Genomic DNA, 21,341 nt, shown 5'->3' on the forward strand with positions numbered 1-21,341 from the left:
ACCCGATCGTGGAAACGGGGTGTCTTCGTCCATTCGGGTGCGGCAGGATCAGCCGATGGAGCACGTTTCACGCGACATCACCCTGCTGCCCAAGGCCCATCTGCATCTGCACTTCACCGGTTCGATGCGGCCCACGACGCTCATCGAGCTGGCCGACAAGTACGGCGTGCATCTCCCGGAGGCGCTGAGCAGCGGCACCCCACCCAGGCTGCGGGCCACCGACGAACGCGGCTGGTTCCGCTTCCAGCGGCTCTACGACATCGCCCGCTCCTGCCTGCGCGCGCCGGAGGACATCCAGCGGCTCGTCCGGGAGGCGGCCCAGGAGGACGTCAGGGACGGCTCGGGGTGGCTGGAGATCCAGGTCGACCCCACGTCGTACGCTCCGCACCTCGGCGGCCTGATCCCGGCCCTGGAGATCATCCTGGACGCGGTGGACGCGGCCTCGCGGGAGACCGGGCTCGGGATGCGCGTGCTGGTCGCGGCGAACCGGATGAAGCACCCTCTGGAGGCGCGGACCCTGGCCCGGCTCGCGGTGCGGTTCGCGGACCGGGGCGTGGTCGGCTTCGGGCTCTCCAACGACGAGCGGCGGGGCATGGCCCGGGACTTCGACCGGGCCTTCGCGATCGCCCGTGAGGGCGGGCTCCTTGCGGCCCCGCACGGCGGCGAGCTGACGGGGCCCTCGTCCGTACGGGACTGCCTGGACGATCTGCGGGCGGCGCGGGTGGGCCACGGCGTGCGGTCGGCGGAGGACCCCCGGCTGCTGCGGAGGCTCGCCGAGAAGGGGGTGACCTGCGAGGTCTGCCCGGCGTCGAACGTCGCCCTCGGGGTGTACGAGAAGCACGAGGACGTGCCGCTGCGGACCCTCTTCGAGGCCGGGGTGCCGATGGCCCTCGGCGCGGACGACCCGCTGCTCTTCGGCTCGCGGCTCGCGGCGCAGTACGAGATCGCCCGCCGGCACCACGGGTTCACGGACGTGGAGCTGGCGGAGCTGGCGCGTCAGTCGGTGCGGGGTTCGGCGGCGCCCGAGGGCGTCCGGGCGAAGCTGCTCGCGGGGATCGACGACTGGATCAGCCGATCCCCTTGAGCAGGGTGCGGGCGAGCGCGCGGGCGAAGTCGTCGAGGGAGTCCGGCGGCCTGCGGTCCGGGCTCATCTCCCAGGCGAAGGAGCGCTGGACGCAGGCCCCGAGGAGCAGGGAGGCCGCGGCCACCGGGTCGGCGTCTGCGCCGATGCGGCCGTGCCGCTGCTCGGCGCGGAGATAGGCGGCGAGGCCTTCGATGGGCTTGTGGGGGCCCATGCCGTAGGTGCGCATGGCCTCCTCGTGGCGCCGCTTGAGCTGCGGTTCCGCGTACAGGGAGGCGACGACCGGGAAGGTCTGCTCGTAGAAGAGCGCGGCCTGCCGGGCGACCTCGGTGAGGTTCTCCTCGACGGTGCGGCCGCCGGGGTCGTGGGCGAGCGTGCCGAGGAGTCCGCCGAGCTGGGGCAGGCGCTCGTTCAGGACGGTCAGGAAGAGCTCTTCCTTGCTGCTGAAGTACTTGTAGAGCGCCGCTTCCGAGCAGCCGGCCGCCTTGGCGATCTCCTTGGTGGTGGTGCGGGCGAGCCCCGCCGTGCGCATGAGGTCCCGGGCGGCGTCGACGATCCGGGTCCGGGTCGGCCTCTGTTCCATGCATCCTCCAGCCACGCTTGACGTCTGAGTGAGTATCCACTCACCCTGGGGGTGAGTGAATACTTACCCACCCCGGGAGGGTGCGACATGAAGCTCACAGTCTTCGGTGCGACCGGCGGCATCGGCCAGGAGATCGTCCGGCAGGCACTGGCCTCGGGCCACGAGGTGACGGCGGTGGTGCGGGATCCGGCACGGCTCACGGCGACCGGCACGCGCCTCACGGTCCTGCGGGCCGACCTGACCGACCCCGGGGCCCTGCGCGGGGCCGTCGCGGGCCGGGACGCGGTCCTCTCGGGCCTCGGGGCCCGGAGCCGGGCGGACGCGGGCGTGGCCGCCCGGCTGACCCGCTCGGTGCTCACCGCGATGGAGGCCGAGAGGACACGCCGGCTCCTGGTGGTCAGCGCCGCCCCGCTGGGCCCGGTCCCGGAGGGTCAGGCCCTCGTCGACAAGGCGGTGCTCGCGATCGTCAACTCCGTCCTGAAGGACGTCTACGCCGACCTGCGGGTCATGGAGTCCGACCTCGCCGCGAGCGACGCCGACTGGACCTCCGTACGCCCGCCCAAGCTGACGGACAAGCAGGGCACCGGGCAGTACCGCAGGGTCGTCGGCGGCACCCCGCCCCGGGGCCGCTCCCTGGCCCGCGCGGACGTGGCGCACGCGATGCTGTCGATGATCGACGACCCCGCGACGGTCAGGCAGGGCGTCGGCGTCGCGTACTAGAGCTCGACGCCCACGGTCACCGGCTCGTTGACGAGGGTGATCCCGAAGGCGTCCCGTACGCCGGCGACGACCTCCCGGGCGAGGGCGAGGAGGTCCTCGGTGGTCGCCTCGCCGCGGTTGGTGAGGGCGAGCGTGTGCTTCGTGGAGATGCGGGCCGGACCGGAGCCGTACCCCTTGGTGAATCCGGCCTTGTCGATCAGCCAGGCCGCCGAGGTCTTCACGGCTCCGTCCTCGCCCGCCGGGAAGGCCGGCGGGGTGACGTCCGCTCCGAGCCGCACCGCCACCCGGGCCCGGAAGCTGTCGAACTCGTCGCTCGTGAGGATCGGGTTGGTGAAGAAGGAACCGGCGGACCAGGTGTCGTGGTCCTCCGGGTCCAGGACCATGCCCTTGCCGGCGCGCAGCCGCAGCACGGTCTCGCGGGCCGTGGCGAGGGGCACCCGGTCCCCGGCCTCCACGCCCAGGGCGCGGGCGGTCTCGGCGTACTTGATCGGCGCGGAGAGGCCGCCGGCGTCCTCGAGGTCGAAGCGGACCCGCAGCACGACGTACCGGTCGGGCTGGTCCTTGAAGAGGCTGTGCCGGTACGAGAAGGCGCACTCGGCACCGGTGAGGGTGACGGTCTCCTCGGCGCGCCGGTCGTAGGCGACGACCTCGGTGACGGTGGCGGAGACGTCCTGCCCGTACGCGCCGACGTTCTGGATCGGGGTCGCCCCGGCGGAGCCGGGGATGCCGGCCAGGCACTCGATCCCGGCGAGCCCGGCCTCGACGGTCCGCGCCACGGCGTCCGTCCATACCTCTCCGGCGGCGAGCTCCAGGCGCGTGCCGTCCAGGACGAAGCCGGTGGTGGCGATGCGCAGCGCCGTGCCGTCGAAGCCCTTGTCCCCGATGACCAGGTTGGAGCCGCCGCCGATGATCAGCAGCGGGGTGCCCGCGGCGTCGGCCTCGCGGACTGCGGCGACCACCTCGTCGTCGGTGGTCGCGGTGACGAGCCGGGTGGCGGGGCCGCCCAGCCGGAAGGTGGTCAGGGGCGCGAGGGGGGCGTCTGCGATCTGCTGCACGGGCTCAAGCGTACGGGCGCGGTCGCGGCAGGAGAAAAGGCGACGGCCCCGCCGGGAGTGGCGGGGCCGTGCACGGCGCGGGGCCGCGGCGTCCTCGGCGCGGCACCGGGGGTGCCGTCACGCGGTGATCAGCCCCGGCTTCCCGGCGTCGGCCCCGGACTCGGCCCCGGACTCCGCCTCGGTCCCGACAGCGACCTCGACCTCGACACCGGCCTCGGCGCCGGCCTCGATCCCGGCCTCGGAGGGCGTCCCGGACAGCACCTCGGACTCCGTCTCCGCCTTCCGTCGGGCCTCCTGCCGCCGCGACGGGGCGAAGAGCACCGCCACCGCGCCGAGCGCCACCGCCCCGGCGCCGACCCACAGCGCGGGGACCAGGCCGTCGACGAAGCGCTGGCCCGACTCGTATCCGCCCTGCGCGGTGAAGATCGAGGCCATCACGGCGACGCCGAGCGCGCCGCCGACCTCGCGCAGCGCGTTGTTCGCACCGGACGCGATGCCCTGCTCGGAGGGGCGGACGCTGGACATCACGAGGTTGGCCGCGGGGGCGAAGTACAGCGCCATGCCGATGCCGCTCACGACGAGGGCGGGGAGCTGGGCGGCGTACGAGGCGTCGGGCGTCAGGACGAGGGCGAACCAGGCGAGGCCGAGCGCCTGGAGGGCGAGGCCCGCGGCGACGACCGGGCGGCCGCCGATCCGGTCGGAGAGGGCGCCCGCGATCGGCGCGACGATCATCGGCATGCCGGTCCAGGGCAGCATCCGCAGCCCCGCCTCGGTGGGCGAGTAGCCGAGCACGCCCTGCATGTACTGGCTGAGCAGGAAGATCGAGCCGAACATGCCGAGGAACATCAGCAGGCTGGCCGCGTTGATGCCGGAGAAGGCGCGGTTGCGGAAGAGCCGCATGGGCAGCATCGGCGCCTTGTTGTGGATGCCGTGGTGGACGAAGCCGCCGAGGAGCGCGGAGCCGGCGATCAGCGCGGTGAGCACGGTGGCGGAGGTCCAGCCGTCGAGCGGGCCGCGGATCAGCCCGTACACGATGCCGAACAGGCCGCCGCTGGCGAGGAGGGTGCCGGCGATGTCGAGGCGGGCACCGGCGCCGTACGACTCGGCGAGCCGCAGCCGGGCGAGCGGCAGGAGGGCGAGGCCGAGCGGGACGTTCAGCCAGAAGATCCACTGCCAGGACATGTGCTCGGTGAGGGTGCCGCCGATGAGCGGGCCGGCGGCGACGGCGAGGCCGTTGACGGCGCCCCAGATGCCGAACGCCATGCCGCGCCTGGCCGCCGGGACGGCCGCGGTGAGCAGGGTGAGGGTGAGCGGCATCATGATCGCGGCGCCGACGCCCTGGACGGCGCGGGCGGCGATCAGCGCGTCGATGCCGGGGGCGAGCGCGGCGGCGGCGGAGGCGCCGGTGAAGACGGCGAGCCCGGCGACGAAGAGCCGGCGGCGGCCGAAGCGGTCGCCGAGGGCGGCGCCGAACATGAGCAGGACGGCGAAGGTGAGGGTGTAGGCGCTCACCGTCCATTCGAGGTCGTGCAGTCCTCCCCCGAGGTCCTCCCGGATGGAGGGCAGGGCGGTGGTGACGACGAGGTTGTCGAGGGCCGCCATGAAGCCGGCGACGCTGGTGATGACGAGGGCCCAGGCGGCGGAGCCGCGGCGGGCTGCGGGCTGGTTCACTGCTGCTCACCCTTCGGGTTAGTTATTGATGACTAACTTCTACGAGCAGGGGTCGGCCGGGACGCGGAGCGGACCGGCCCCGGGCCGGAGCCCGGGTGTGCGCTACTTCTCCAGTCGCCCGAGGCGGCGGGCGGAGGGGTAGAACCCCTCCCAGACCCGGTGCTCGGGCGGGAATCCCATGGCGACGAGGGTGTTGACGAGCATGCCGTACGCCAGGAAGGTCGTGGTCTCGTTGACGTCGGCGCCGAGCGGCAGGTGGACGGTCTCCCACAGCTCCATCCAGCCGGCCCGGACGGCCTCACCGAACTCGTGGTCGCCGGCCTCCTCCGCGGCGGCCACCGCGACGTACACCTGCATCTGCATCAGGAGCCGGTCCGGCTGCTCGGCGATGAGCCGGGTGTAGGCGTTGGCCATGGCATGCAGGGCCTCCTCCCCCGACAGTCCCTCGGCGGCCTCCTCGAAGACCCGCCGGGTGTCCGCCAGGCAGCGTTCGGACGCCGCCAGGAAGATCGCCTTCTTCCCGGGGAAGAGCCGGAAGAGGTACGGCTGCGAGACGCCGACACGGCGGGCGATCGCCTCCGTGGAGGTGCCGTGGTAGCCGCCCCGGGCGAACTCCCTCATCGCGGAGCGGATCACGCTCTCGCGCCGCTCCTCTGCGCTCATCCTGACCATGCATACGAAGTTAGTACTCAATCACTAACTTCGTCAACCCGGGAAAAGGGGCGGCCTCGTCGGGACGGCCGCCCCCAACCGGAATCCGGGGTCAGGCCAGGCGCACGACGGCCCGGGACATGCCCAGGACCTTCTGCCCGGCGCTCGTCGCGGTGATGTCGACCCGCACCTGCCGGTCGTCCAGCTTCGCGGCGACCTTGGCGGAGACCTCGATCAGGGCACCGGCCCCGTCGTTGGGGACGACGACCGGCTTGGTGAAGCGGACGCCGTACTCGACGACGGCGGCGGGGTCGCCGGCCCAGTCGGTGACGACGCGGACGGCCTCGGCCATGGTGAACATGCCGTGGGCGATGACGTCCGGGAGGCCGACCTCGACCGCGAACTTCTCGTTCCAGTGGATGGGGTTGAAGTCCCCGGAGGCGCCGGCGTACTGCACGAGCGTGGCGCGGGTCACGGGGAAGGTCTGCGCGGGCAGCTCGGTGCCGACCTCGACCTCGTCGTAGGCGATCTTCGCGGTCATGGTCAGGCCCCCTCGGGCGCGCGGGAGACGAGCTTGGTCCAGGCGGTGACGACGTGCTCGCCGGAGGCGTCGTGGACCTCGCCGCGGATGTCGAGGATGTCGTTGCCCGCGAGGGACTTGATCGCCTCGATGGTGGAGGTGACCGAGAGCCGGTCCCCGGCGCGGACCGGCCGCGTGTAGGCGAACTTCTGGTCGCCGTGGACGACGCGGCTGTAGTCGAGACCCAGCTGCGGGTCCTCGATGACGGCGCCGGCCGCCTTGAATGTGATGGCGAACACGAAAGTCGGCGGAGCGATCACATCGGAATGTCCGAGCGCCTTGGCCGCCTCGGTGTCGGTGTACGCGGGATTGGCGTCACCGATCGCCTCGGCGAACTCGCGGATCTTCTCGCGGCCGACCTCGTAGGGCGCGGTGGGCGGATAGGTCCGCCCCACGAAGGACTGGTCGAGCGCCATGGACTCGATACCTCCTGCTGAATCTGTTGCCGATTGCGATGTTGCCGATGGTGCCGACAAACGACACGAGGCCGCCCCCGAGTGGGGACGGCCTCGTGTACGAGCCTGATTAGCGCGTCTCGCGGTGCGCAGTGTGCGAGTTGCAGCGAGGGCAGTGCTTCTTCATCTCAAGACGGTCCGGGTTGTTACGCCGGTTCTTCTTGGTGATGTAGTTCCGCTCCTTGCACTCCACGCAGGCCAGCGTGATCTTCGGGCGGACGTCGGTGGCAGCCACGTGAGTGCTCCTTGACGGACGGATGGACGGATGAACGCATAGAAGAGTAGCCGATCGAAGGACCGACCCCACAATCGGCTACTGTCTGTAGCGGTGACCGGACTTGAACCGGTGACACAGCGATTATGAGCCGCTTGCTCTACCGACTGAGCTACACCGCTTTGATGATCCGGACCCCGTCCGAAGACGGGATCCCTCTCACCAGAGCCCCAATACGGAATCGAACCGTAGACCTTCTCCTTACCATGGAGACGCTCTACCGACTGAGCTATTGGGGCGAGCGAGGAAGACATTACACGGTCTCCGGCCCATCACCCAAATCCGTTTCCCGGCGACCTCGCGACAGCCCTCACCAGGCGTCCCGTACGCCACTCGTGGCCTCATCGGTACGACTATTGCGCTCCTCCTCGAAGGTCGCTCCGAGCGCCCCTAGGCTCGGCCCCACGCTGCGTGATCTTGATCTTGAGGAGCCTTGAGGAGCCCGATGTCAGCCGACAGCAAGCAGCCCCAGCCGCCCGAGGACGGGGCCGCCACCACCGCCGACTCGACCTCGCTCCTGCTCTCCCACGCGCGGCTCACCGACGGACGGACCGTGGACGTACGGCTCGCCGGCGGCCGGATCGAGGCCGTCGGCACCGCGGGCAGCCTCACCGCCGTGGGCGCGCGGGTCGACCTCACCGGCTATCTGCTGCTGCCCGCCGCCGCCGAACCCCACGCCCACGCCGACACCGCGCTCTCCGCCGACACCCCCGGCCCCGTCTCGTACGCCCCCGAGGAGGTGCAGCGGCGGGCCACCGAGGCGGCGCTGCTCCAGCTCGGCCACGGCGCGACCGCGCTCCGCGCGCACGTGCGCATCGGCGACGTCCAGGGACTCGGCCCGCTCGAAGCCGTGCTCCAGGCCCGGCGCTCGCTGCGCGGCCTCGCCGACCTGACGGCCGTCGCCGTGCCCCGGCTGCTCACGGGCGTCGCGGGCGCGGACGGGCTCGCGATACTGCGGGACGCGGTGAAGATGGGCGCCGGCGTGGTCGGCGGCTGCCCGGACCTCGACCCGGACCCGGCCGGCTACGTGGAGGCGGTGCTCGACGTCGCGGCCGAGCAGGGCGTCCCGGTGGACCTGCACACCGACGGGGACGACCCGGCCCGGCTCGCCCGGCTCGCGGCGATGGCCGGCGGACTGCGGCCCGGGGTGACGATCGGGCCGTGCGCCGGGCTCGCCCGGCTCCCCCCCGACGCGGCACGGCGGGCGGCCGACCGGCTGGCGGCGGCCGGGGTGACGGTGGTCTGCCTTCCGCAGGGCGGCTGCGGGGGCACGGAACTGCGCGGGGCGGCGCCGGTGCGGCTGCTGCGGTCGGCCGGGGTGCGGGTCGCGGCGGGCAGCGGGGCGCTCCGGGACGTGGCCAACCCGGTGGGACGCGGGGACCCGCTGGAGGCGGCCTACCTGCTGGCCTCGCTCGGCGGGCTGCCGCCCGGGGAGGCGTACGGGGCCGTCAGCGCCGAGGCGCGGGCGGTGATGGGCCTCCCGGAGGTGCGGGTGGAGGCCGGCTTCCCTGCGGAGCTGCTGGCGGTGCGCGGCGAACGCCTGGCGGGCGTGCTCTCCCTCGCGTACAGCCGGATCGTGGTGCACCGGGGCCGGGTGGTGGCCCGGACGAGCGCGGTGCGGGAGTACTGCGACTCGGCGGCGGCCCTGGACCTGCCGCGACAGGCGCGCCCGGAGCGCCCGCCCGAGCCGGGAAGCCCTCCGGCCGGACCCGTCGTACGGTCGTGAGTATGCGCATCGTCATCGCTGGAGGACACGGACAGATCGCCCTGCGCCTGGAGAGGCTGCTCTCGGCGGCCGGGCACGAGGTCGCGGGAATCATCCGCAGACCGGAGCAGGGCGCCGACCTGCGGGAAGCGGGCGCCGAGCCCGTCGTCCTGGACCTGGAGTCGGCGTCGGTCGAGATGGTCGCCGCGGTGCTGCAGGGCGCGGACGCGGCCGTCTTCGCGGCGGGCGCGGGCCCGGGCAGCGACGCCGCCCGCAAGGACACGGTGGACCGGGCGGCGGCGGTGCTCTTCGCCGACGGGGCGGAACGCGCGGGCGTGCGCCGCTACCTCGTCGTCTCCTCGATGGGCGCGGACGCGTCCCACCCGGGCGACGAGGTCTTCGACGCCTACCTGCGCGCGAAGGGCGCGGCCGACGACGAGGTCCGCTCCCGTACGGCCCTGGAGTGGACGATCCTGCGCCCCGGCTCCCTGACGAACGACGCGGGCACCGGCATGGTCCGCCTGGAGGCCCGCACGGGCCGCGGACCGGTCCCCCGGGACGACGTGGCCGCGGTCCTCGCCGAGCTCCTCGACACCCCGGCGACGGCCGGCCTCACCCTGGAACTGATCGCCGGCTCGGTCCCGCTCTCGGTCGCGGTGAAGGACGTGGCGGGCAACTGAAGCCCACCGCTCCAGGAAACGAGTGAAGGCCCCCGGTGCAAGCACCGGGGGCCTTCTTCACGTGGCGACGCCAGGATTCGAACCTGGGTAGGCTAAGCCGACGGATTTACAGTCCGCTCCCATTGGCCACTCGGGCACATCGCCATGGGTTCGCTGCCTTGGTTCCCCGCTTTTCTGCGGTGTTCCCCGGCAACGACGTAAACAATACCTGATCCCCGGGGGTGCTTCGCCACCGGATTGATCGACGGCTGATCAGCGGTTCGGCCCGTGGCTCACCCCCTAGGCTTTGGGGGTACCCCACAGCATCCGAGCAAGGAGCCACGAGTCATGGCCGACTCCAGTTTCGACATCGTGTCCAAGGTCGAGCGGCAGGAGGTCGACAACGCCCTCAACCAGGCCGTGAAGGAGATCTCCCAGCGCTACGACTTCAAGGGAACCAACGCCTCGATCTCCTGGTCGGGCGAGAAGATCCTGATGCAGGCGAGCGGCGAGGAGCGCGTCAAGGCGATCCTCGACATCTTCCAGTCCAAGCTGATCAAGCGGGGCATCTCGCTGAAGTCGCTGGAGGTCGAGGGCGAGCCGCAGCTGTCCGGCAAGGAGTACAAGCTCTTCGCCTCCGTCCAGGAGGGCATCTCCCAGGAGAACGCCAAGAAGGTCGCGAAGGCCATCCGTGACGAGGGCCCCAAGGGCGTCAAGGCGCAGGTCCAGGGCGACGAGCTGCGCGTCAGCTCGAAGAGCCGGGACGACCTGCAGGCCGTGCAGGCGCTGCTCAAGGGCAAGGACTTCGACTTCGCGATCCAGTTCGTGAACTACCGCTGACGGTCGTGTCCGAATACCGCCGGCCTCACGCTCGGCGGTCCCCGCACACTGGGTCCCAGGAAGACCCGTGCGGGGAGAGGAACCAGCCATGACCGTGTACGCGTACGTCGACGGCCCCCTGGGCGAGATGCTCCTCGTCGGGCAGCTCGCCGAAGGGGGCCGCGCCGTGCTGCGCTCGCTGTCCCTGCCCGGGCAGAAGGGCGCCGTCGAGGTCGAGGACGGCTGGACGCTCGCGCCTGAGGCGTTCGCCGAGGCCGCCCGGCAGCTGGGCGAGTACTTCGCGGGGCGGCGCGACCGCTTCGACCTGCCGCTCGCCGGCGACACCGGGACCGAGTTCCAGCGGCGCGTCTGGCGGGCCCTGGAGGAGATCCCGTACGGGACGACCGTCTCGTACGGGGAGATCGCCCGGCGGGTCGGCTCGGCCGGCGCCGGGGTGCGGGCCGTGGGCACCGCGATCGGGCGCAACCCGCTGCTCGTGGTGCGGCCCTGCCACCGGGTGATCGGAGCCGACGGGAACCTGCGCGGGTACGCCGCCGGGCTCGACCGCAAGGAGCGGCTCCTCGGGCTCGAAGGGGCCCTCGTGTGAGCGAGGGGCTCTTCCCCCGCGAGCGGGTCACGGTGGCGCCCGGGGCGGTGCACGTGCCCGCGTGGCTCCCGTTCGCGCGCCGGCGGGAGCTGGTGGACGCCTGCCGGGAGTGGGGGCGCGGGCCCGTCCCGTACCGGCGGACGGTGCTGCCCGGCGGCGGCGTGATGTCGGTGCGGTCGCTCTGCCTGGGACGGCAGTGGGTGCCGTACCGCTACCTCGACTCCGTCGGGGTCCCGCTGCCTGACCGGCTGGTCGCGCTGGGCCGGGAGGCGCTCGTCGAGGCGTACGGGGACCACGGGGGCTTCACCCCCGACACCGCGCTCGTGAACTTCTACGCGCCCGGGGCGCGGATGGGGATGCACCAGGACCGGGAGGAGCGCTCCGGGGCGCCGGTGGTGTCACTGAGCCTCGGGGACCGGTGCGTGTTCCGTTTCGGGAACGAGGAGAACCGCGGCCGGCCGTACCAGGACGTCACCCTGGCCTGCGGGGACCTCTTCGTCTTCGGCGGGGCTTCGCGGTGGGTTCACCACGGCGTCCCCAAGGTGTTCGCGGGGACCGCCGAGCCGGCGCTCGGCCTGACCGGGCGACTGAACATCACGCTCAGGGAGACCGGCCTCAGCGTTTAATGTGCGGAGCATGACACCGGAACTGCGCCGCTCCCTGGGCCTCTTCGACGCGGTCGTGATCGGCCTCGGCTCGATGATCGGCGCGGGGATCTTCGTCGTCCTCGGCCCCGCCACGGACGCGGCCGGCTCCGGGGCGGGGCTGCTCTGGGCACTCGGGCTCGCCGCCGTCGTCGCGTACTGCAACGCCATGGCCTCGGCGCGGCTCGCCGCCCGCTACCCGGCCTCCGGCGGCACCTACGTGTACGGTCGCGAACGTCTCGGTTCCTTCTGGGGGTACCTGGCCGGCTGGGCGTTCGTCGCCGGCAAGACGGCCTCGTGCGCGGCGATGGCGCTGACGGTCGGGGCGTACGTGTGGCCGGAGCAGGCGCACGCGGTGGCGGTCGCCGCCGTGGTGGCCCTGACCGCCGTCAACTACCGGGGAGTTCAGAAGTCCGCGCTACTCACCCGGGTGATCGTGGCGCTCGTCCTGGCCGTCCTCGCCTGCGTGGTCACGGTCTCCTTCGGGGCCGGCGGGGCCGGGCTCCCGGCCCTCGGCGGGGAGTTCACGACGGGCGGGGTCCTCCAGGCCGCGGGTTTGCTCTTCTTCGCATTCGCGGGGTACGCGCGGATCGCCACGCTCGGCGAGGAGGTCCGTGATCCGGCCCGCACCATCCCCCGGGCCGTGCCGCTCGCGCTCGGCCTCGCGCTCGCCGTCTACGGCCTCGTCGCGGTCGGCGTGCTCACCGTCCTCGGCCCCGCGGCCCTCGCCGACTCCCCCGCGCCGCTCGCCGACGCGGCCCGCGCGGCGGGCGCCGACGGGCTCGTGCCGCTGGTCACGGCGGGCGCGACCCTCGCGGCGCTGGGCGCGCTCCTCTCGCTGATCCTCGGGGTGTCCCGTACGACCCTGGCGATGGCCCGGGACGCCTACCTGCCGACGGCCCTCGCGGCCGTGCACCCCCGCTTCCAGGTGCCGCACCGGGCGGAGCTCGCGGTGGGCGCGGTGGTGGCCGTCGTCGCGGCGACGGCGGACGTGCGCGGCGCGATCGGCTTCTCGTCGTTCGGCGTGCTCGTCTACTACGGGATCGCCAACGCCTCCGCCTGGACGCTGGGCGGCCGCGACCGCTACCTGGCCGCGCTCGGCCTCGCCGGCTGCGCGGCCCTCGCCTTCGCCCTGCCCCTCGGCTCGGTCCTGGCGGGCTCGGGCGTGGTGGCGGCGGGCGTGGTGGCCTGGGCGATCAGCCGGGGCCGGGCGGTGCCGCCCCGGACGTGAGGCCAGGGGGTACCGACCGGCCCGGGCGTGAGGCCAGGGGGTACCGACCGGCCCGGGCGTGAGGCCAGACGGTTCCGACCGCCCCGGACGTGAGGCCAAGGGGTTCCGACCCCTGCCCGGGCGTGAGGCCCGGGAGCGGGTCAGCGGGGGCCGTAGCCGTACGCCTGGTCCGTCGGGACGATCTCCTTGCCCAGGGGCAGCAGCGACACCGGGATCATCTTGAAGTTCGCGATGCCCAGCGGGATGCCGATGATCGTGATGCACAGGGCGATCCCGGTGGTGATGTGGCCCAGCGCGAGCCACCAGCCCGCCAGGATCAGCCACAGCACGTTGCCGACGCAGGACGGCGCGCCCGCGTCACGCCGGTCGACGACCGTCTGGCCGAACGGCCAGAGGGCGTAGATGCCGATGCGGAAGGCGGCGAGTCCGAAGGGGATGCCGATGATCGTGATGCAGAGCAGGACGCCCGCGAGCATGTAGCCCAGGAACATCCAGAACCCGCACAGGACCAGCCAGATGATGTTGAGGATCGTCTTCACGGGCGTCGACCTGCCATCTGTTCGAGCCGGGCGATCCGCTCGGCCATCGGCGGATGCGTGGAGAACATCTTGGAGAGGCCCTGTCCGGGCCGGAAGGGGTTCGCGATCATCATGTGGCTCGCGGTCTCGATCCTCGGCTCGGGCGGCAGCGGGAGCTGCTTGGTGCCCGCCTCCAGCTTCCGCAGGGCGCTGGCGAGGGCGAGCGGGTCGCCGGTGAGCTGGGCCCCGGAGGCGTCGGCCTCGTACTCCCGGGAGCGGGAGATCGCGAGCTGGATGACCGAGGCGGCGATCGGGCCGAGGATCAGGACCAGCAGATAGCCGAGGATGCCCGGGCCGTCGTCGTCGTCGGAGCGGCCGACCGGGATCAGCCAGGCGAAGTTGACCAGGAACATGATCACGGAGGCGAGCGCTCCGGCGACCGAGGAGATCAGGATGTCCCGGTTGTAGACGTGGCTCAGCTCGTGGCCGATGACCCCGCGCAGCTCGCGCTCGTCGAGGATCGCGAGGATGCCCTCGGTGCAGCAGACGGCGGCGTTGCGCGGGTTGCGGCCGGTCGCGAAGGCGTTGGGCGCCTGCGTCGGGGAGATGTAGAGCCGGGGCATGGGCTGGCGCGCCTGCGTGGAGAGCTCGCGCACCATCCTGTAGAGCGCGGGGGCCTCGAACTCGCTCACCGGGCGGGCGCGCATGGCCCGCAGCGCCAGCTTGTCGCTGTTCCAGTACGCGTACGCGTTGGTGCCGAGCGCCACGAGCAACGCGACGATCAGTCCCGTACGCCCGAAGAAGCTGCCGATGACGATGATGAGGGCCGAGAGCCCTCCGAGGAGGACGGCGGTCCTCAGCCCGTTGTGCCGGCGGTGCACGGTACGCCCTCCAGGTGGTGCGGCAGGGGAACCCTTTTCCTCGCGTGGTGGTCCTCCCCGGACGTCGTCCGAGGAGGACTCCCATGTCCAGTGGACCCTTCTGTACTGGTCAACGCCAGGCGGGAGGTCCCGGTTCCCCGGCTCGCGGGGGGGTGCCGTGTGGGCCGTACGGGTGAAGGCGCCCCTAGCGGGCGGCCGGGATCTTCTCCAGGCCGAGGGCGGTGGGCTCGACCTCGCTGGTGCAGTGGGCGCAGCGGGAGGCGATGGCCGGGATCTCGGTGAAGCAGCGGGGGCAGTCGCGCTTCTCCGCCTTCGGGTCGGCGGCCTCCTCCTTGGCGAACTTCTCCTGGATCTTCGTCATGGGGACGACGATGAGGAAGTACAGGACCCCGGCCGTGATGACGAACGCTATGACGGCCGCGATGGCCAGGCCGTACGGGAAGACGGTGCCCTGGATCTTGAAGCTGGCCTCGCTGAAGTCGCCGACCGAGCCGGTGGCCAGACCGATGAGCGGGGTGATGAACGCCTTGCTGAAGCCGGTGACGACGGCCGTGAACGCGGAGCCGACGGCCAGGCCGATGGCCATCGAGACGACGTTCCCGCGAAGTATGAAGTCCTTGAATCCGTTCAGCACGGGGTGTTGCTCCTCGGTGTTCTTCTGTGGGGGGGGTCAGAAAAGGCTGTCCGTCGCGAAGCGGAGGGCGAACTGCGGGTAGCCCGACAGCACGACCCCGGCGACGGCGGTCAGCACGATCGCCAGGGTGACCGGCGCGGGGGCCTTGTGCGGGACGGGGGCGCCCTCCGGCGCGCGGAAGAGCAGGGCCGTCCAGCGCAGGTAGTAGTACAGCGCGATCACGACGTTGACACCCATGATCACGGCCAGCCACCCGAGGCCCGCGTCGACGGCCGCCGAGAAGACGGTCACCTTGGCGAAGAGGCCGATGATACCCGGGGGCAAACCGGCCAGATTCAGGAGGAAGAACCCGAGGGCGAGGGCCGCCGCGGGGCTGGCGGCGTACAGGCCCCGGTAGTCCGCGATCCGGTTCTCGGGGTGGGTGCGGGCGACGAGCGCGACGACGGCGAAGGCACCGAGGTTCACGACGGCGTACATCACGGCGTACGCGACGGTGGCACCGATCTGGTCGTCGCCGGAGTACGCGGCGGCCGCGATCGGCACCAGGAGGTAGCCGGCCTGGGCGACGGAGGACCAGGCGAGCAGCCGGACCGCGCTCCACGCGCGCGTGGACACCTGGCGGAGCGCGGCGACGTTCCCGGCCGTCATGGTGAGCGCGGCGAGGACGGCGAGGGCGGGGCCCCACACGTCCGCGTACGACGGGAAGGCGACGACCGTCACCAGGATCAGGCCCGTGAAGCCGACGGCCTTGCCGACGACGGACAGGTAGGCGGCGACGGGCAGCGGGGCGCCGACGTAGGTGTCGGGCACCCAGAAGTGGAAGGGGACGGCCGCCGTCTTGAAGGCGAAGCCGACGAGGGTGAGGGCGACACCGGCCTCGGCGAGCGTCTGGAGCTGCCCGGGGACGTCGTCGAGGCGCTGGGCGATCTCCGTGAGGTGGAGGGTGCCGGTCGCCGCGTACACGAAGCTGACACCGAGCAGGGTGACGGCGGTCGCGGTGACGGAGGACAGGAAGAACTTGAGCGCTGCCTCGCCGGACATGCGGTCGCCGCGCTTGAGGCCGACGAGCGCGAACGCGGGCAGCGAGGCCACTTCGAGGGCGACGACCAGGGTCGCCAGGTCGCGGGAGGCGGGCAGCAGGGCGGCGCCGGCGGCCGAGGAGAGCAGCAGGAACCAGTACTCGCCGGCCGGGAGCCTCTCGCGGGTCTCCGAGAGCGACAGCAGCGCCGTGAGGAGCGCGCCGGCGAGGACGAGCGCCTGGATGACGAGCGTGAAGTGGTCGGCGGTGTAGCTGCACGCGTCCGCGTGGCCCTCGGCCTGGGCCTTGGCGGTCAGGCAGAAGGTGGAGCGGTCGCCGGCCCGCAGCGGCAGGAGGAGCGCGAGGGCGGCGGCGAGGCCGCCGACCGCGGTCCAGCCGAGGATCTGCTTGCGCTCCTGCGGCACGAACAGGTCGGCGACGAGGACGGCGAGCGCGACCACGGCCGTGAGGGTGGGGGGCGCGATCGTGAGCCAGTCGACGGACTGGACGAGGGACGACGTCATCGGGGGCCTCCCGCGAGGAGCTGCTGGACGGCCGGGTCGGTGAGGCCGAGGAGGACCGCGGGCCAGAGTCCGGCGAGGACGGTGAGGGCGACGAGCGGGGTCCAGGCGGCGAACTCGTACCCCTGGACGTCGGCGATCGCCGTCTCCCCCGCGGGCCGCGGGCCGCCCATGCAGACGCGGCGGACGACGACGAGGAGGTAGGCGGCGGTGAGGAGGGTGCCGAAGGCGCCGATCGCCATGAAGGTGAGGAAGGCGGGGCGGCTGAGGCCCTCGGCCGGGTCGAAGGCGCCGAACAGGGCGAGCATCTCGCCCCAGAAGCCGGCGAGGCCGGGCAGTCCGAGGGAGGCGACGGCGGCGAAGGCGAGGAGGGCGCCGAGGCGGGGGGCGCGGCCGTAGAGGGCGGCGCCGGTGGCCCCGGCGAGGGTGTCGAGGTCGGCGGTGCCGTACCGGTCCTTGACCGCGCCGACCAGGAAGAACAGCAGGCCGGTGACGAGGCCGTGGGCGATGTTGGCGAAGAGGGCGCCGTTGACCCCGGTGGGGGTCATGGTGGCGATGCCGAGGAGCACGAAGCCCATGTGGCCGACGGAGGAGTACGCGATGAGGCGCTTGAGGTCGCCCTTGTTGCCGGGCCTCGCGAGGGCGAGGCAGGCGAGCGATCCGTAGATGATCCCGGCGACGGCGAAGGCCGCGAGGTACGGGGCGAGGGTCTGCATGCCCTCGGGGGCGATCGGCAGGACGATCCGGACGAAGCCGTACGTGCCCATCTTGAGCAGGACGCCGGCGAGGAGGACGGAGCCGACGGTCGGGGCGGCGGTGTGGGCGTCCGGGAGCCAGCTGTGGAGCGGCCACATCGGGGTCTTCACGGCGAGCCCGAGACCGATCGCGAGAACGGCGATGACCTGCACCGCTGTGGTCAGTCCGCGGCCGTTGTCGGTGGCGAGTGCCACCATGTCGAACGTGCCCGCCTTCACGCCGATGAGGAGCAGGCCGAGCAGCATGACGACGGAGCCGAGCAGCGTGTAGAGGATGAACTTCCAGGCGGCGGCCTGCCTGCCCTCGCCGCCCCAGCGGGCGATGAGGAAGTACATCGGGATGAGGACCGTCTCGAAGGCCAGGAAGAACAGCACGAGGTCGAGGACGGCGAAGGTGGCGAGGGTGCCGGACTCGAGGACCAGCAGCAGGGCGACGAAGGCCTTCGGGGACCCGCCCGCGGGCAGCTTGAAGTAGCTGTACAGCGCGCAGAGGAAGGTCAGCAGCGCGGTCAGGACCAGGAGGGGGAGGGAAATGCCGTCGACACCGAGGTGGATGCGCACGTCGAGTGCCCTGATCCAGCTGATGTCCGTCGTGGCCTGCATCTTCGACGGCTGGTCGTGGTCGAAGCCGAGCGCGAGGACGAGCGCGGCCAGCAGGATGACGCCGGTGACGGTGACGCCGTGGCGGAGCACGGCCTGGTCGGGCGACTTCCCCTTCAGCCCGGGCGGGGCGGGGAGGAGAGCGGCGACGGCGCCGAGGAGCGGGCCGGCGACGATCAGCACCAGAAGGAACTGCATCACGGATTCGCTGATATCGATCACGGCTCACGCTCCGGCGGCGGCGTTGGCGAGGGCGACGGCGACGATCGCCAGGACGACGGAGCCGGCGAGCAGGGCGCTCAGATAGGTCTGGACGTTGCCGGTCTGGGCACGGCGGACGAGCCACCCGAGGCCCTTGGCACTGTCCCCCGCGGCGCGTACGTAGGTGTCGACGACCTCGCGGTCCAGGAAGCGGACCAGGGAGGCGGCGGCGAGTACGGGGCGGACGAAGGCCGTGCGGTAGACGGCGTCCAGGTGGAAGCCGTCGGCGGCGGGCCCGTGCAGCGGTCCCAGGAGGGCACGGCCGGGGTCGGCCGGGTCCTCGGCGGGGTGCGGCAGGTGCAGCGCCTCGGCCTCGACCTGGCCCGCCTCGGCGTCCGGGTGGGCGACGTGCGGGACGGGGGCCGCGACCGGGGTGCGGGCGGCGAGGGTGCGCCAGACCGCGTAGGTGACGGCGGCTCCGGCGACGGCGAGGCCCGTACCGAGGACGGCCGTGGTGAGGGTCGGGGTGAGGGGGTGCCCGTCGAACCAGTCGTCGAGGTAGGTGACGGTCAGACCGAAACCGAGGGAGGGGATCGCGAGGACCCACAGGACGCTCGTCATGGCGATCGGCTGGCGGCCGTGGTCCGGTGCCTCGGCGCCGCGGCCGCGGAAGGTCCGCAGCCAGAGCCGGAGCGCGTACGCGGCGGTGAGCAGGGCGGTCAGCAGGCCCGCGACGAGGACGGTCCAGCCGGCCCCGGCGGGGGCGACGTCCCGCTCGCCGAAGGCGGTGTGCTCGGCCGCCACGAGGACGGCTTCCTTGGAGAAGAAGCCGGCGAAGGGCGGGATCGCGGCGAGCGCGAGCAGGGCCACGGTCATCGTCCAGTACGCGTCCGGGATGCGCCGGGCGAGGCCGCTCATGCGGGACATGGCGGTGAGCGAGTTCGTGCCGGCGGCGTGGATGACCACGCCGGCGGCGAGGAACAGCAGCGCCTTGAACGCGCCGTGCGAGACCAGGTGGAAGACGGCGGCGCCCCGGTCTCCGACGGCGAGGGCACCGGCCATGTAACCGAGCTGGCCGATCGTCGAGTAGGCGAGGACCCGCTTGATGTCGTCCTGGGCGAGGGCGGCGAGCGCCGAGCCGACCATCGTGATCGCGGCCATGACGGCGAGCACGGTCATCGCGGCGGCGGACGCGGCGAAGACCGGAAGCAGCCGGGCCAGGAAGTAGATGCCGGCGGCGACCATCGTCGCCGCGTGGATGAGCGCGGAGACGGGGGTGGGGCCGGCCATGGCGTCCGGGAGCCAGGTGTGGAGCGGGAACTGCGCGGACTTGCCGGCGACGCCGGCGAGCAGCAGCAGCGCGATCAGGGTCGGGTGGTCGAGGCCGCCGCTCGCGACGGCGCCGAGGACGCCGGTGATCTCGAAGGTGCCCGCGTCGGTGGCGAGCGCGAAGAGACCGATGAGGAAGGGGACGTCACCGAGCTTGGTGACGAGGAAGGCCTTGAGGGAGGCGGACCGTGCCTCGGGGGTCTCCCAGTAGTGGCCGACGAGGAAGTACGAGCAGATTCCCATGACCTCCCAGCCGACCAGGAGCACCATCAGGTCGCCGGTGTAGACGACGAGCAGCATCGCGGAGGTGAAGAGGGAGACGAGCGCGGCGTACGAGGGGTAGCGCGGGTCCTCGCGGAGGTAGCCGGTCGAGTAGATCTGCACGCAGGTCGCGACGACGCAGACGAGGACGGCGACGAGTGCGGCGAAGCCGTCGATGTAGAGGCTCAGGTCGATCGGGATCGAGCCGGTCGGGGTGAGCTCGGTGGAGGCGACGATCGCCTTCCCTCCGCCCTGGCGGGCGGCGACCAGGGCGGCGAGGACCACGGCGGCGAGCGTCGGCAGCACGGCCAGCGGGCGGACGAAGCCGGGCGCGGTGCGGCCGAGCAGGAGTCCGGCGGCGGAGCCGAGGAAGGGGAGGAGGGGGACGAGGACGGCGAGGGTGGTCGTGGTCACGCGGCGGCCTCGGCCTTCTCCTCGGCGGACGGTTGTTCCTTGGTGTCGCGGAGACGGTCGACGTCCGAGGTGCCGCGGTTGCGGTGGACCATCAGGACGATCGCGAGTCCGATGCCGATCTCCGCGGCGGCGACGGCGATGGTGAAGAGCGTGAGGGCCTGGCCGGCGTGGAGGGTGTCACGGAGCCAGACGTCGAAGGCGACCAGGTTGAGGTTGACGGCGTTGAGCATCAGCTCGACGGACATCAGGACCAGGATCGCGTTGCGGCGGGCGAGGACGCCGTAGAGACCGACGGCGAAGAGGAGGGCGGCGAGGACGGCCGGGTAGGCGAGGTGCATCAGTTCTCGTCCTCCTTCTTCTTCCGGGAGAGGACGATCGCGCCGACCAGGGCGGCGAGGAGCAGCACCGACAGCGCCTCGAAGGGCAGCACCCAGTGCTGGAAGAGGAACTCGCCGGTGACGCTGGTGGAGCCCTGGGCGGGTCCGTCCAGATCGATCCAGGTCGTGCGGAACGCGTCGACGACGACCCAGACGAGGGCGGCCGCGGCGGCCACCGCGACGGCGAGGGCGACCGGCCGGTTGCCGGAGTCGGCGTCCGGGGAGCGGCCGATGGGGGCCTTGGTGAGCATGAGACCGAAGAGGAGGAGGACGACGACGGAACCGACGTAGATCAGGACCTGGACCCAGGCGATGAACTCGGCGGTCAGGAGCAGGTACTCGACGGCGAGCCCGCCGAGCGCCACGACCAGCCAGAGGGCGGCGTGCACCAGCTGGCGGGTGGTGACGGTGACGAGGGCGGCGCCGAGGGTGGCGATTCCGACGAGGACGAAGGCGATCTCGACGCCGGTGGGCGAGAGGAAGCCGTGGGCCTGTGCTGCGAGGTTCACTGCTGGTCCTCCTGGGCCTCGCCCTGGGCCTGAGCCTGGGCGGCGGCCTGGGCCTCGGCGGCGGCCTGGGCGGCGGCCTTCTCCACCGCCTTGCGGGCCGCGGCGATCTCCTTCGGCTCCTCCGCGTGCGGGTCGAGCGCGGGCGGCTCGGGGACCGTCCACATCCACTCGCGGAGCTTGTCGCGCTCGTGGGTGAGCTCGTGGATGTCGGTCTCCGCGTACTCGAACTCGGGCGACCAGAACAGCGCGTCGAAGGGGCAGACCTCGATGCAGATCCCGCAGTACATGCAGAGCGAGAAGTCGATGGCGAAGCGGTCGAGGACGTTCCGGCTGCGCTCGCGGCCGCCGGGGGCGGCGGGCGGCACCGTCTCCTTGTGGGAGTCGATGTAGATGCACCAGTCGGGGCACTCACGGGCGCAGAGCATGCAGACCGTGCAGTTCTCCTCGAACAGGCCGATGACCCCGCGGGTGCGGGGCGGGAGCTCGGGCTGCACGTCCGGGTACTGCGCGGTGACCGTCTTGCGGGTCATCGTGCGGAGGGTGACGGCGAGGCCCTTGGCGAGGCCGGAACCGGGGATGGGAGGCATG

General features: G+C 72.4%; 24 protein-coding genes and 3 tRNA genes. 8 read left to right on the top strand and 19 right to left on the bottom strand.

What is annotated here, in order from left to right; translation table 11 throughout:
* The first annotated feature begins 55 nt into the window (after positions 1-55).
* Positions 56-1,084, top strand: a complete 1,029-nt coding sequence (locus IE237_RS04370) for an adenosine deaminase (RefSeq protein ID WP_189800412.1) — start codon at positions 56-58, stop codon at positions 1,082-1,084.
* On the opposite strand, the gene IE237_RS04375 is transcribed toward IE237_RS04370, so the two are convergent.
* Positions 1,068-1,664: a TetR/AcrR family transcriptional regulator gene (locus IE237_RS04375; RefSeq protein ID WP_189800413.1), complete on the bottom strand. Its 597-nt coding sequence runs from the start codon at positions 1,662-1,664 to the stop codon at positions 1,068-1,070. The two genes, IE237_RS04370 and IE237_RS04375, sit on opposite strands and share 17 nt — an antisense overlap.
* Before the next feature lie 87 nt (positions 1,665-1,751).
* Between IE237_RS04375 and IE237_RS04380 the strand changes: the two genes are divergently transcribed.
* Positions 1,752-2,384 carry an NAD(P)-dependent oxidoreductase gene (locus tag IE237_RS04380; RefSeq protein WP_189800414.1) on the top strand — a complete coding sequence of 211 codons (633 nt, stop codon included), beginning with the start codon at positions 1,752-1,754 and terminating at the stop codon, positions 2,382-2,384.
* On the opposite strand, the gene IE237_RS04385 is transcribed toward IE237_RS04380, so the two are convergent.
* The 8 genes from IE237_RS04385 to IE237_RS04420 all read right to left on the bottom strand — a co-directional run bounded on the left by IE237_RS04385 (position 2,381) and on the right by IE237_RS04420 (position 7,309).
* A complete protein-coding gene (locus IE237_RS04385) occupies positions 2,381-3,439 on the bottom strand; it encodes a UDP-N-acetylmuramate dehydrogenase (RefSeq protein WP_189800415.1) in 1,059 nt (352 codons plus the stop codon). The two genes, IE237_RS04380 and IE237_RS04385, sit on opposite strands and share 4 nt — an antisense overlap.
* A 117-nt stretch (positions 3,440-3,556) precedes the next feature.
* Complete coding sequence (locus IE237_RS04390; protein ID WP_229842245.1) at positions 3,557-5,110, bottom strand: MFS transporter; 1,554 nt, start codon at positions 5,108-5,110, stop codon at positions 3,557-3,559.
* A 102-nt stretch (positions 5,111-5,212) separates the two neighbouring features.
* Complete coding sequence (locus tag IE237_RS04395; RefSeq protein WP_189800416.1) at positions 5,213-5,782, bottom strand: TetR/AcrR family transcriptional regulator; 570 nt, start codon at positions 5,780-5,782, stop codon at positions 5,213-5,215.
* Between the two features lie 91 nt (positions 5,783-5,873).
* Positions 5,874-6,302 (bottom strand): MaoC family dehydratase, encoded by a 429-nt coding sequence (locus tag IE237_RS04400; protein WP_189800417.1) that lies wholly within the window; start codon positions 6,300-6,302, stop codon positions 5,874-5,876.
* 2 nt (positions 6,303-6,304) lie between these two features.
* Positions 6,305-6,757, bottom strand: coding sequence for a MaoC family dehydratase N-terminal domain-containing protein (locus tag IE237_RS04405; protein WP_030687915.1), 453 nt, complete (start codon positions 6,755-6,757; stop codon positions 6,305-6,307).
* Positions 6,758-6,866: 109 nt separating this feature from the next.
* The gene (gene rpmG / locus IE237_RS04410) at positions 6,867-7,031 is read right to left on the bottom strand and encodes a 50S ribosomal protein L33 (protein ID WP_003956487.1); all 165 of its coding nucleotides are present in this window, start codon (positions 7,029-7,031) and stop codon (positions 6,867-6,869) included.
* A gap of 88 nt (positions 7,032-7,119) precedes the next feature.
* A tRNA-Met gene (locus IE237_RS04415) sits at positions 7,120-7,192 on the bottom strand.
* Between the two features lie 44 nt (positions 7,193-7,236).
* Positions 7,237-7,309 (bottom strand) — tRNA-Thr (locus tag IE237_RS04420).
* Positions 7,310-7,515: 206 nt separating this feature from the next.
* Here IE237_RS04420 and IE237_RS04425 point away from each other — a divergent pair.
* The gene (locus IE237_RS04425) at positions 7,516-8,796 is read left to right on the top strand and encodes an amidohydrolase family protein (RefSeq protein WP_189800418.1); all 1,281 of its coding nucleotides are present in this window, start codon (positions 7,516-7,518) and stop codon (positions 8,794-8,796) included.
* Positions 8,797-8,798: 2 nt separating this feature from the next.
* Positions 8,799-9,455, top strand: a complete 657-nt coding sequence (locus IE237_RS04430) for an SDR family oxidoreductase (RefSeq protein ID WP_189800419.1) — start codon at positions 8,799-8,801, stop codon at positions 9,453-9,455.
* A 62-nt stretch (positions 9,456-9,517) separates the two neighbouring features.
* Here the strand turns inward: IE237_RS04430 and IE237_RS04435 are convergent.
* A tRNA-Tyr gene (locus IE237_RS04435) sits at positions 9,518-9,599 on the bottom strand.
* Between the two features lie 183 nt (positions 9,600-9,782).
* Here IE237_RS04435 and IE237_RS04440 point away from each other — a divergent pair.
* The 4 genes from IE237_RS04440 (at position 9,783) to IE237_RS04455 (ending at position 12,735) form a co-directional block, all read left to right on the top strand.
* Complete coding sequence (locus IE237_RS04440) at positions 9,783-10,274, top strand: YajQ family cyclic di-GMP-binding protein (RefSeq protein WP_030757368.1); 492 nt, start codon at positions 9,783-9,785, stop codon at positions 10,272-10,274.
* A gap of 88 nt (positions 10,275-10,362) precedes the next feature.
* Entirely contained in the window at positions 10,363-10,860 is a 498-nt protein-coding gene (locus tag IE237_RS04445; RefSeq protein WP_189800420.1) for a methylated-DNA--[protein]-cysteine S-methyltransferase, read from the top strand.
* Positions 10,857-11,486 carry an alpha-ketoglutarate-dependent dioxygenase AlkB family protein gene (locus IE237_RS04450; protein WP_189800421.1) on the top strand — a complete coding sequence of 210 codons (630 nt, stop codon included), beginning with the start codon at positions 10,857-10,859 and terminating at the stop codon, positions 11,484-11,486. Before IE237_RS04445 ends, IE237_RS04450 begins: the two co-directional genes overlap by 4 nt.
* A 10-nt stretch (positions 11,487-11,496) precedes the next feature.
* Positions 11,497-12,735: an APC family permease gene (locus IE237_RS04455; protein ID WP_189800422.1), complete on the top strand. Its 1,239-nt coding sequence runs from the start codon at positions 11,497-11,499 to the stop codon at positions 12,733-12,735.
* A gap of 140 nt (positions 12,736-12,875) precedes the next feature.
* On the opposite strand, the gene IE237_RS04460 is transcribed toward IE237_RS04455, so the two are convergent.
* From IE237_RS04460 to IE237_RS04500, 9 genes are all read right to left on the bottom strand, one after another.
* A complete protein-coding gene (locus tag IE237_RS04460; RefSeq protein WP_189800423.1) occupies positions 12,876-13,274 on the bottom strand; it encodes a YccF domain-containing protein in 399 nt (132 codons plus the stop codon).
* A complete protein-coding gene (gene htpX, locus IE237_RS04465; RefSeq protein ID WP_189800424.1) occupies positions 13,271-14,134 on the bottom strand; it encodes a zinc metalloprotease HtpX in 864 nt (287 codons plus the stop codon). The genes IE237_RS04460 and htpX overlap by 4 nt, the downstream gene beginning before the upstream one ends.
* Positions 14,135-14,318: 184 nt before the next feature.
* Complete coding sequence (gene mscL / locus IE237_RS04470) at positions 14,319-14,768, bottom strand: large conductance mechanosensitive channel protein MscL (protein WP_189800425.1); 450 nt, start codon at positions 14,766-14,768, stop codon at positions 14,319-14,321.
* 36 nt (positions 14,769-14,804) lie between these two features.
* Positions 14,805-16,310: an NADH-quinone oxidoreductase subunit N gene (locus IE237_RS04475; RefSeq protein WP_189800426.1), complete on the bottom strand. Its 1,506-nt coding sequence runs from the start codon at positions 16,308-16,310 to the stop codon at positions 14,805-14,807.
* Entirely contained in the window at positions 16,307-17,860 is a 1,554-nt protein-coding gene (locus tag IE237_RS04480; protein ID WP_189800684.1) for a complex I subunit 4 family protein, read from the bottom strand. The genes IE237_RS04475 and IE237_RS04480 overlap by 4 nt, the downstream gene beginning before the upstream one ends.
* A 27-nt stretch (positions 17,861-17,887) precedes the next feature.
* Positions 17,888-19,867, bottom strand: a complete 1,980-nt coding sequence (locus tag IE237_RS04485; protein ID WP_189800427.1) for an NADH-quinone oxidoreductase subunit 5 family protein — start codon at positions 19,865-19,867, stop codon at positions 17,888-17,890.
* On the bottom strand, positions 19,864-20,205 hold the full coding sequence (gene nuoK / locus IE237_RS04490) for an NADH-quinone oxidoreductase subunit NuoK (RefSeq protein ID WP_093874583.1): 342 nt from the start codon (positions 20,203-20,205) through the stop codon (positions 19,864-19,866). The genes IE237_RS04485 and nuoK overlap by 4 nt, the downstream gene beginning before the upstream one ends.
* On the bottom strand, positions 20,205-20,753 hold the full coding sequence (locus IE237_RS04495; protein ID WP_189800428.1) for an NADH-quinone oxidoreductase subunit J family protein: 549 nt from the start codon (positions 20,751-20,753) through the stop codon (positions 20,205-20,207). The genes nuoK and IE237_RS04495 overlap by 1 nt, the downstream gene beginning before the upstream one ends.
* Positions 20,750-21,340: a NuoI/complex I 23 kDa subunit family protein gene (locus IE237_RS04500; RefSeq protein ID WP_189800429.1), complete on the bottom strand. Its 591-nt coding sequence runs from the start codon at positions 21,338-21,340 to the stop codon at positions 20,750-20,752. The genes IE237_RS04495 and IE237_RS04500 overlap by 4 nt, the downstream gene beginning before the upstream one ends.
* Position 21,341: the final 1 nt, after the last annotated feature.

Source organism: Streptomyces tanashiensis, assembly GCF_014648895.1.
Lineage (GTDB): Bacteria > Actinomycetota > Actinomycetes > Streptomycetales > Streptomycetaceae > Streptomyces > Streptomyces tanashiensis.

Coding starts and splice junctions, on each gene's coding strand:
- IE237_RS04370 (WP_189800412.1), top strand. CDS start 56: ATGGAGCACGTTTCACGCGACATCACCCTGCTGCCCAAGGCCCATCTG.
- IE237_RS04375 (WP_189800413.1), bottom strand. CDS start 1,664: ATGGAACAGAGGCCGACCCGGACCCGGATCGTCGACGCCGCCCGGGAC.
- IE237_RS04380 (WP_189800414.1), top strand. CDS start 1,752: ATGAAGCTCACAGTCTTCGGTGCGACCGGCGGCATCGGCCAGGAGATC.
- IE237_RS04395 (WP_189800416.1), bottom strand. CDS start 5,782: ATGGTCAGGATGAGCGCAGAGGAGCGGCGCGAGAGCGTGATCCGCTCC.
- IE237_RS04400 (WP_189800417.1), bottom strand. CDS start 6,302: ATGACCGCGAAGATCGCCTACGACGAGGTCGAGGTCGGCACCGAGCTG.
- IE237_RS04405 (WP_030687915.1), bottom strand. CDS start 6,757: ATGGCGCTCGACCAGTCCTTCGTGGGGCGGACCTATCCGCCCACCGCG.
- IE237_RS04425 (WP_189800418.1), top strand. CDS start 7,516: ATGTCAGCCGACAGCAAGCAGCCCCAGCCGCCCGAGGACGGGGCCGCC.
- IE237_RS04430 (WP_189800419.1), top strand. CDS start 8,799: ATGCGCATCGTCATCGCTGGAGGACACGGACAGATCGCCCTGCGCCTG.
- IE237_RS04440 (WP_030757368.1), top strand. CDS start 9,783: ATGGCCGACTCCAGTTTCGACATCGTGTCCAAGGTCGAGCGGCAGGAG.
- IE237_RS04445 (WP_189800420.1), top strand. CDS start 10,363: ATGACCGTGTACGCGTACGTCGACGGCCCCCTGGGCGAGATGCTCCTC.
- IE237_RS04455 (WP_189800422.1), top strand. CDS start 11,497: ATGACACCGGAACTGCGCCGCTCCCTGGGCCTCTTCGACGCGGTCGTG.
- IE237_RS04475 (WP_189800426.1), bottom strand. CDS start 16,310: ATGACGTCGTCCCTCGTCCAGTCCGTCGACTGGCTCACGATCGCGCCC.
- IE237_RS04480 (WP_189800684.1), bottom strand. CDS start 17,860: ATGCAGTTCCTTCTGGTGCTGATCGTCGCCGGCCCGCTCCTCGGCGCC.
- nuoK (WP_093874583.1), bottom strand. CDS start 20,205: ATGCACCTCGCCTACCCGGCCGTCCTCGCCGCCCTCCTCTTCGCCGTC.
- IE237_RS04500 (WP_189800429.1), bottom strand. CDS start 21,340: ATGCCTCCCATCCCCGGTTCCGGCCTCGCCAAGGGCCTCGCCGTCACC.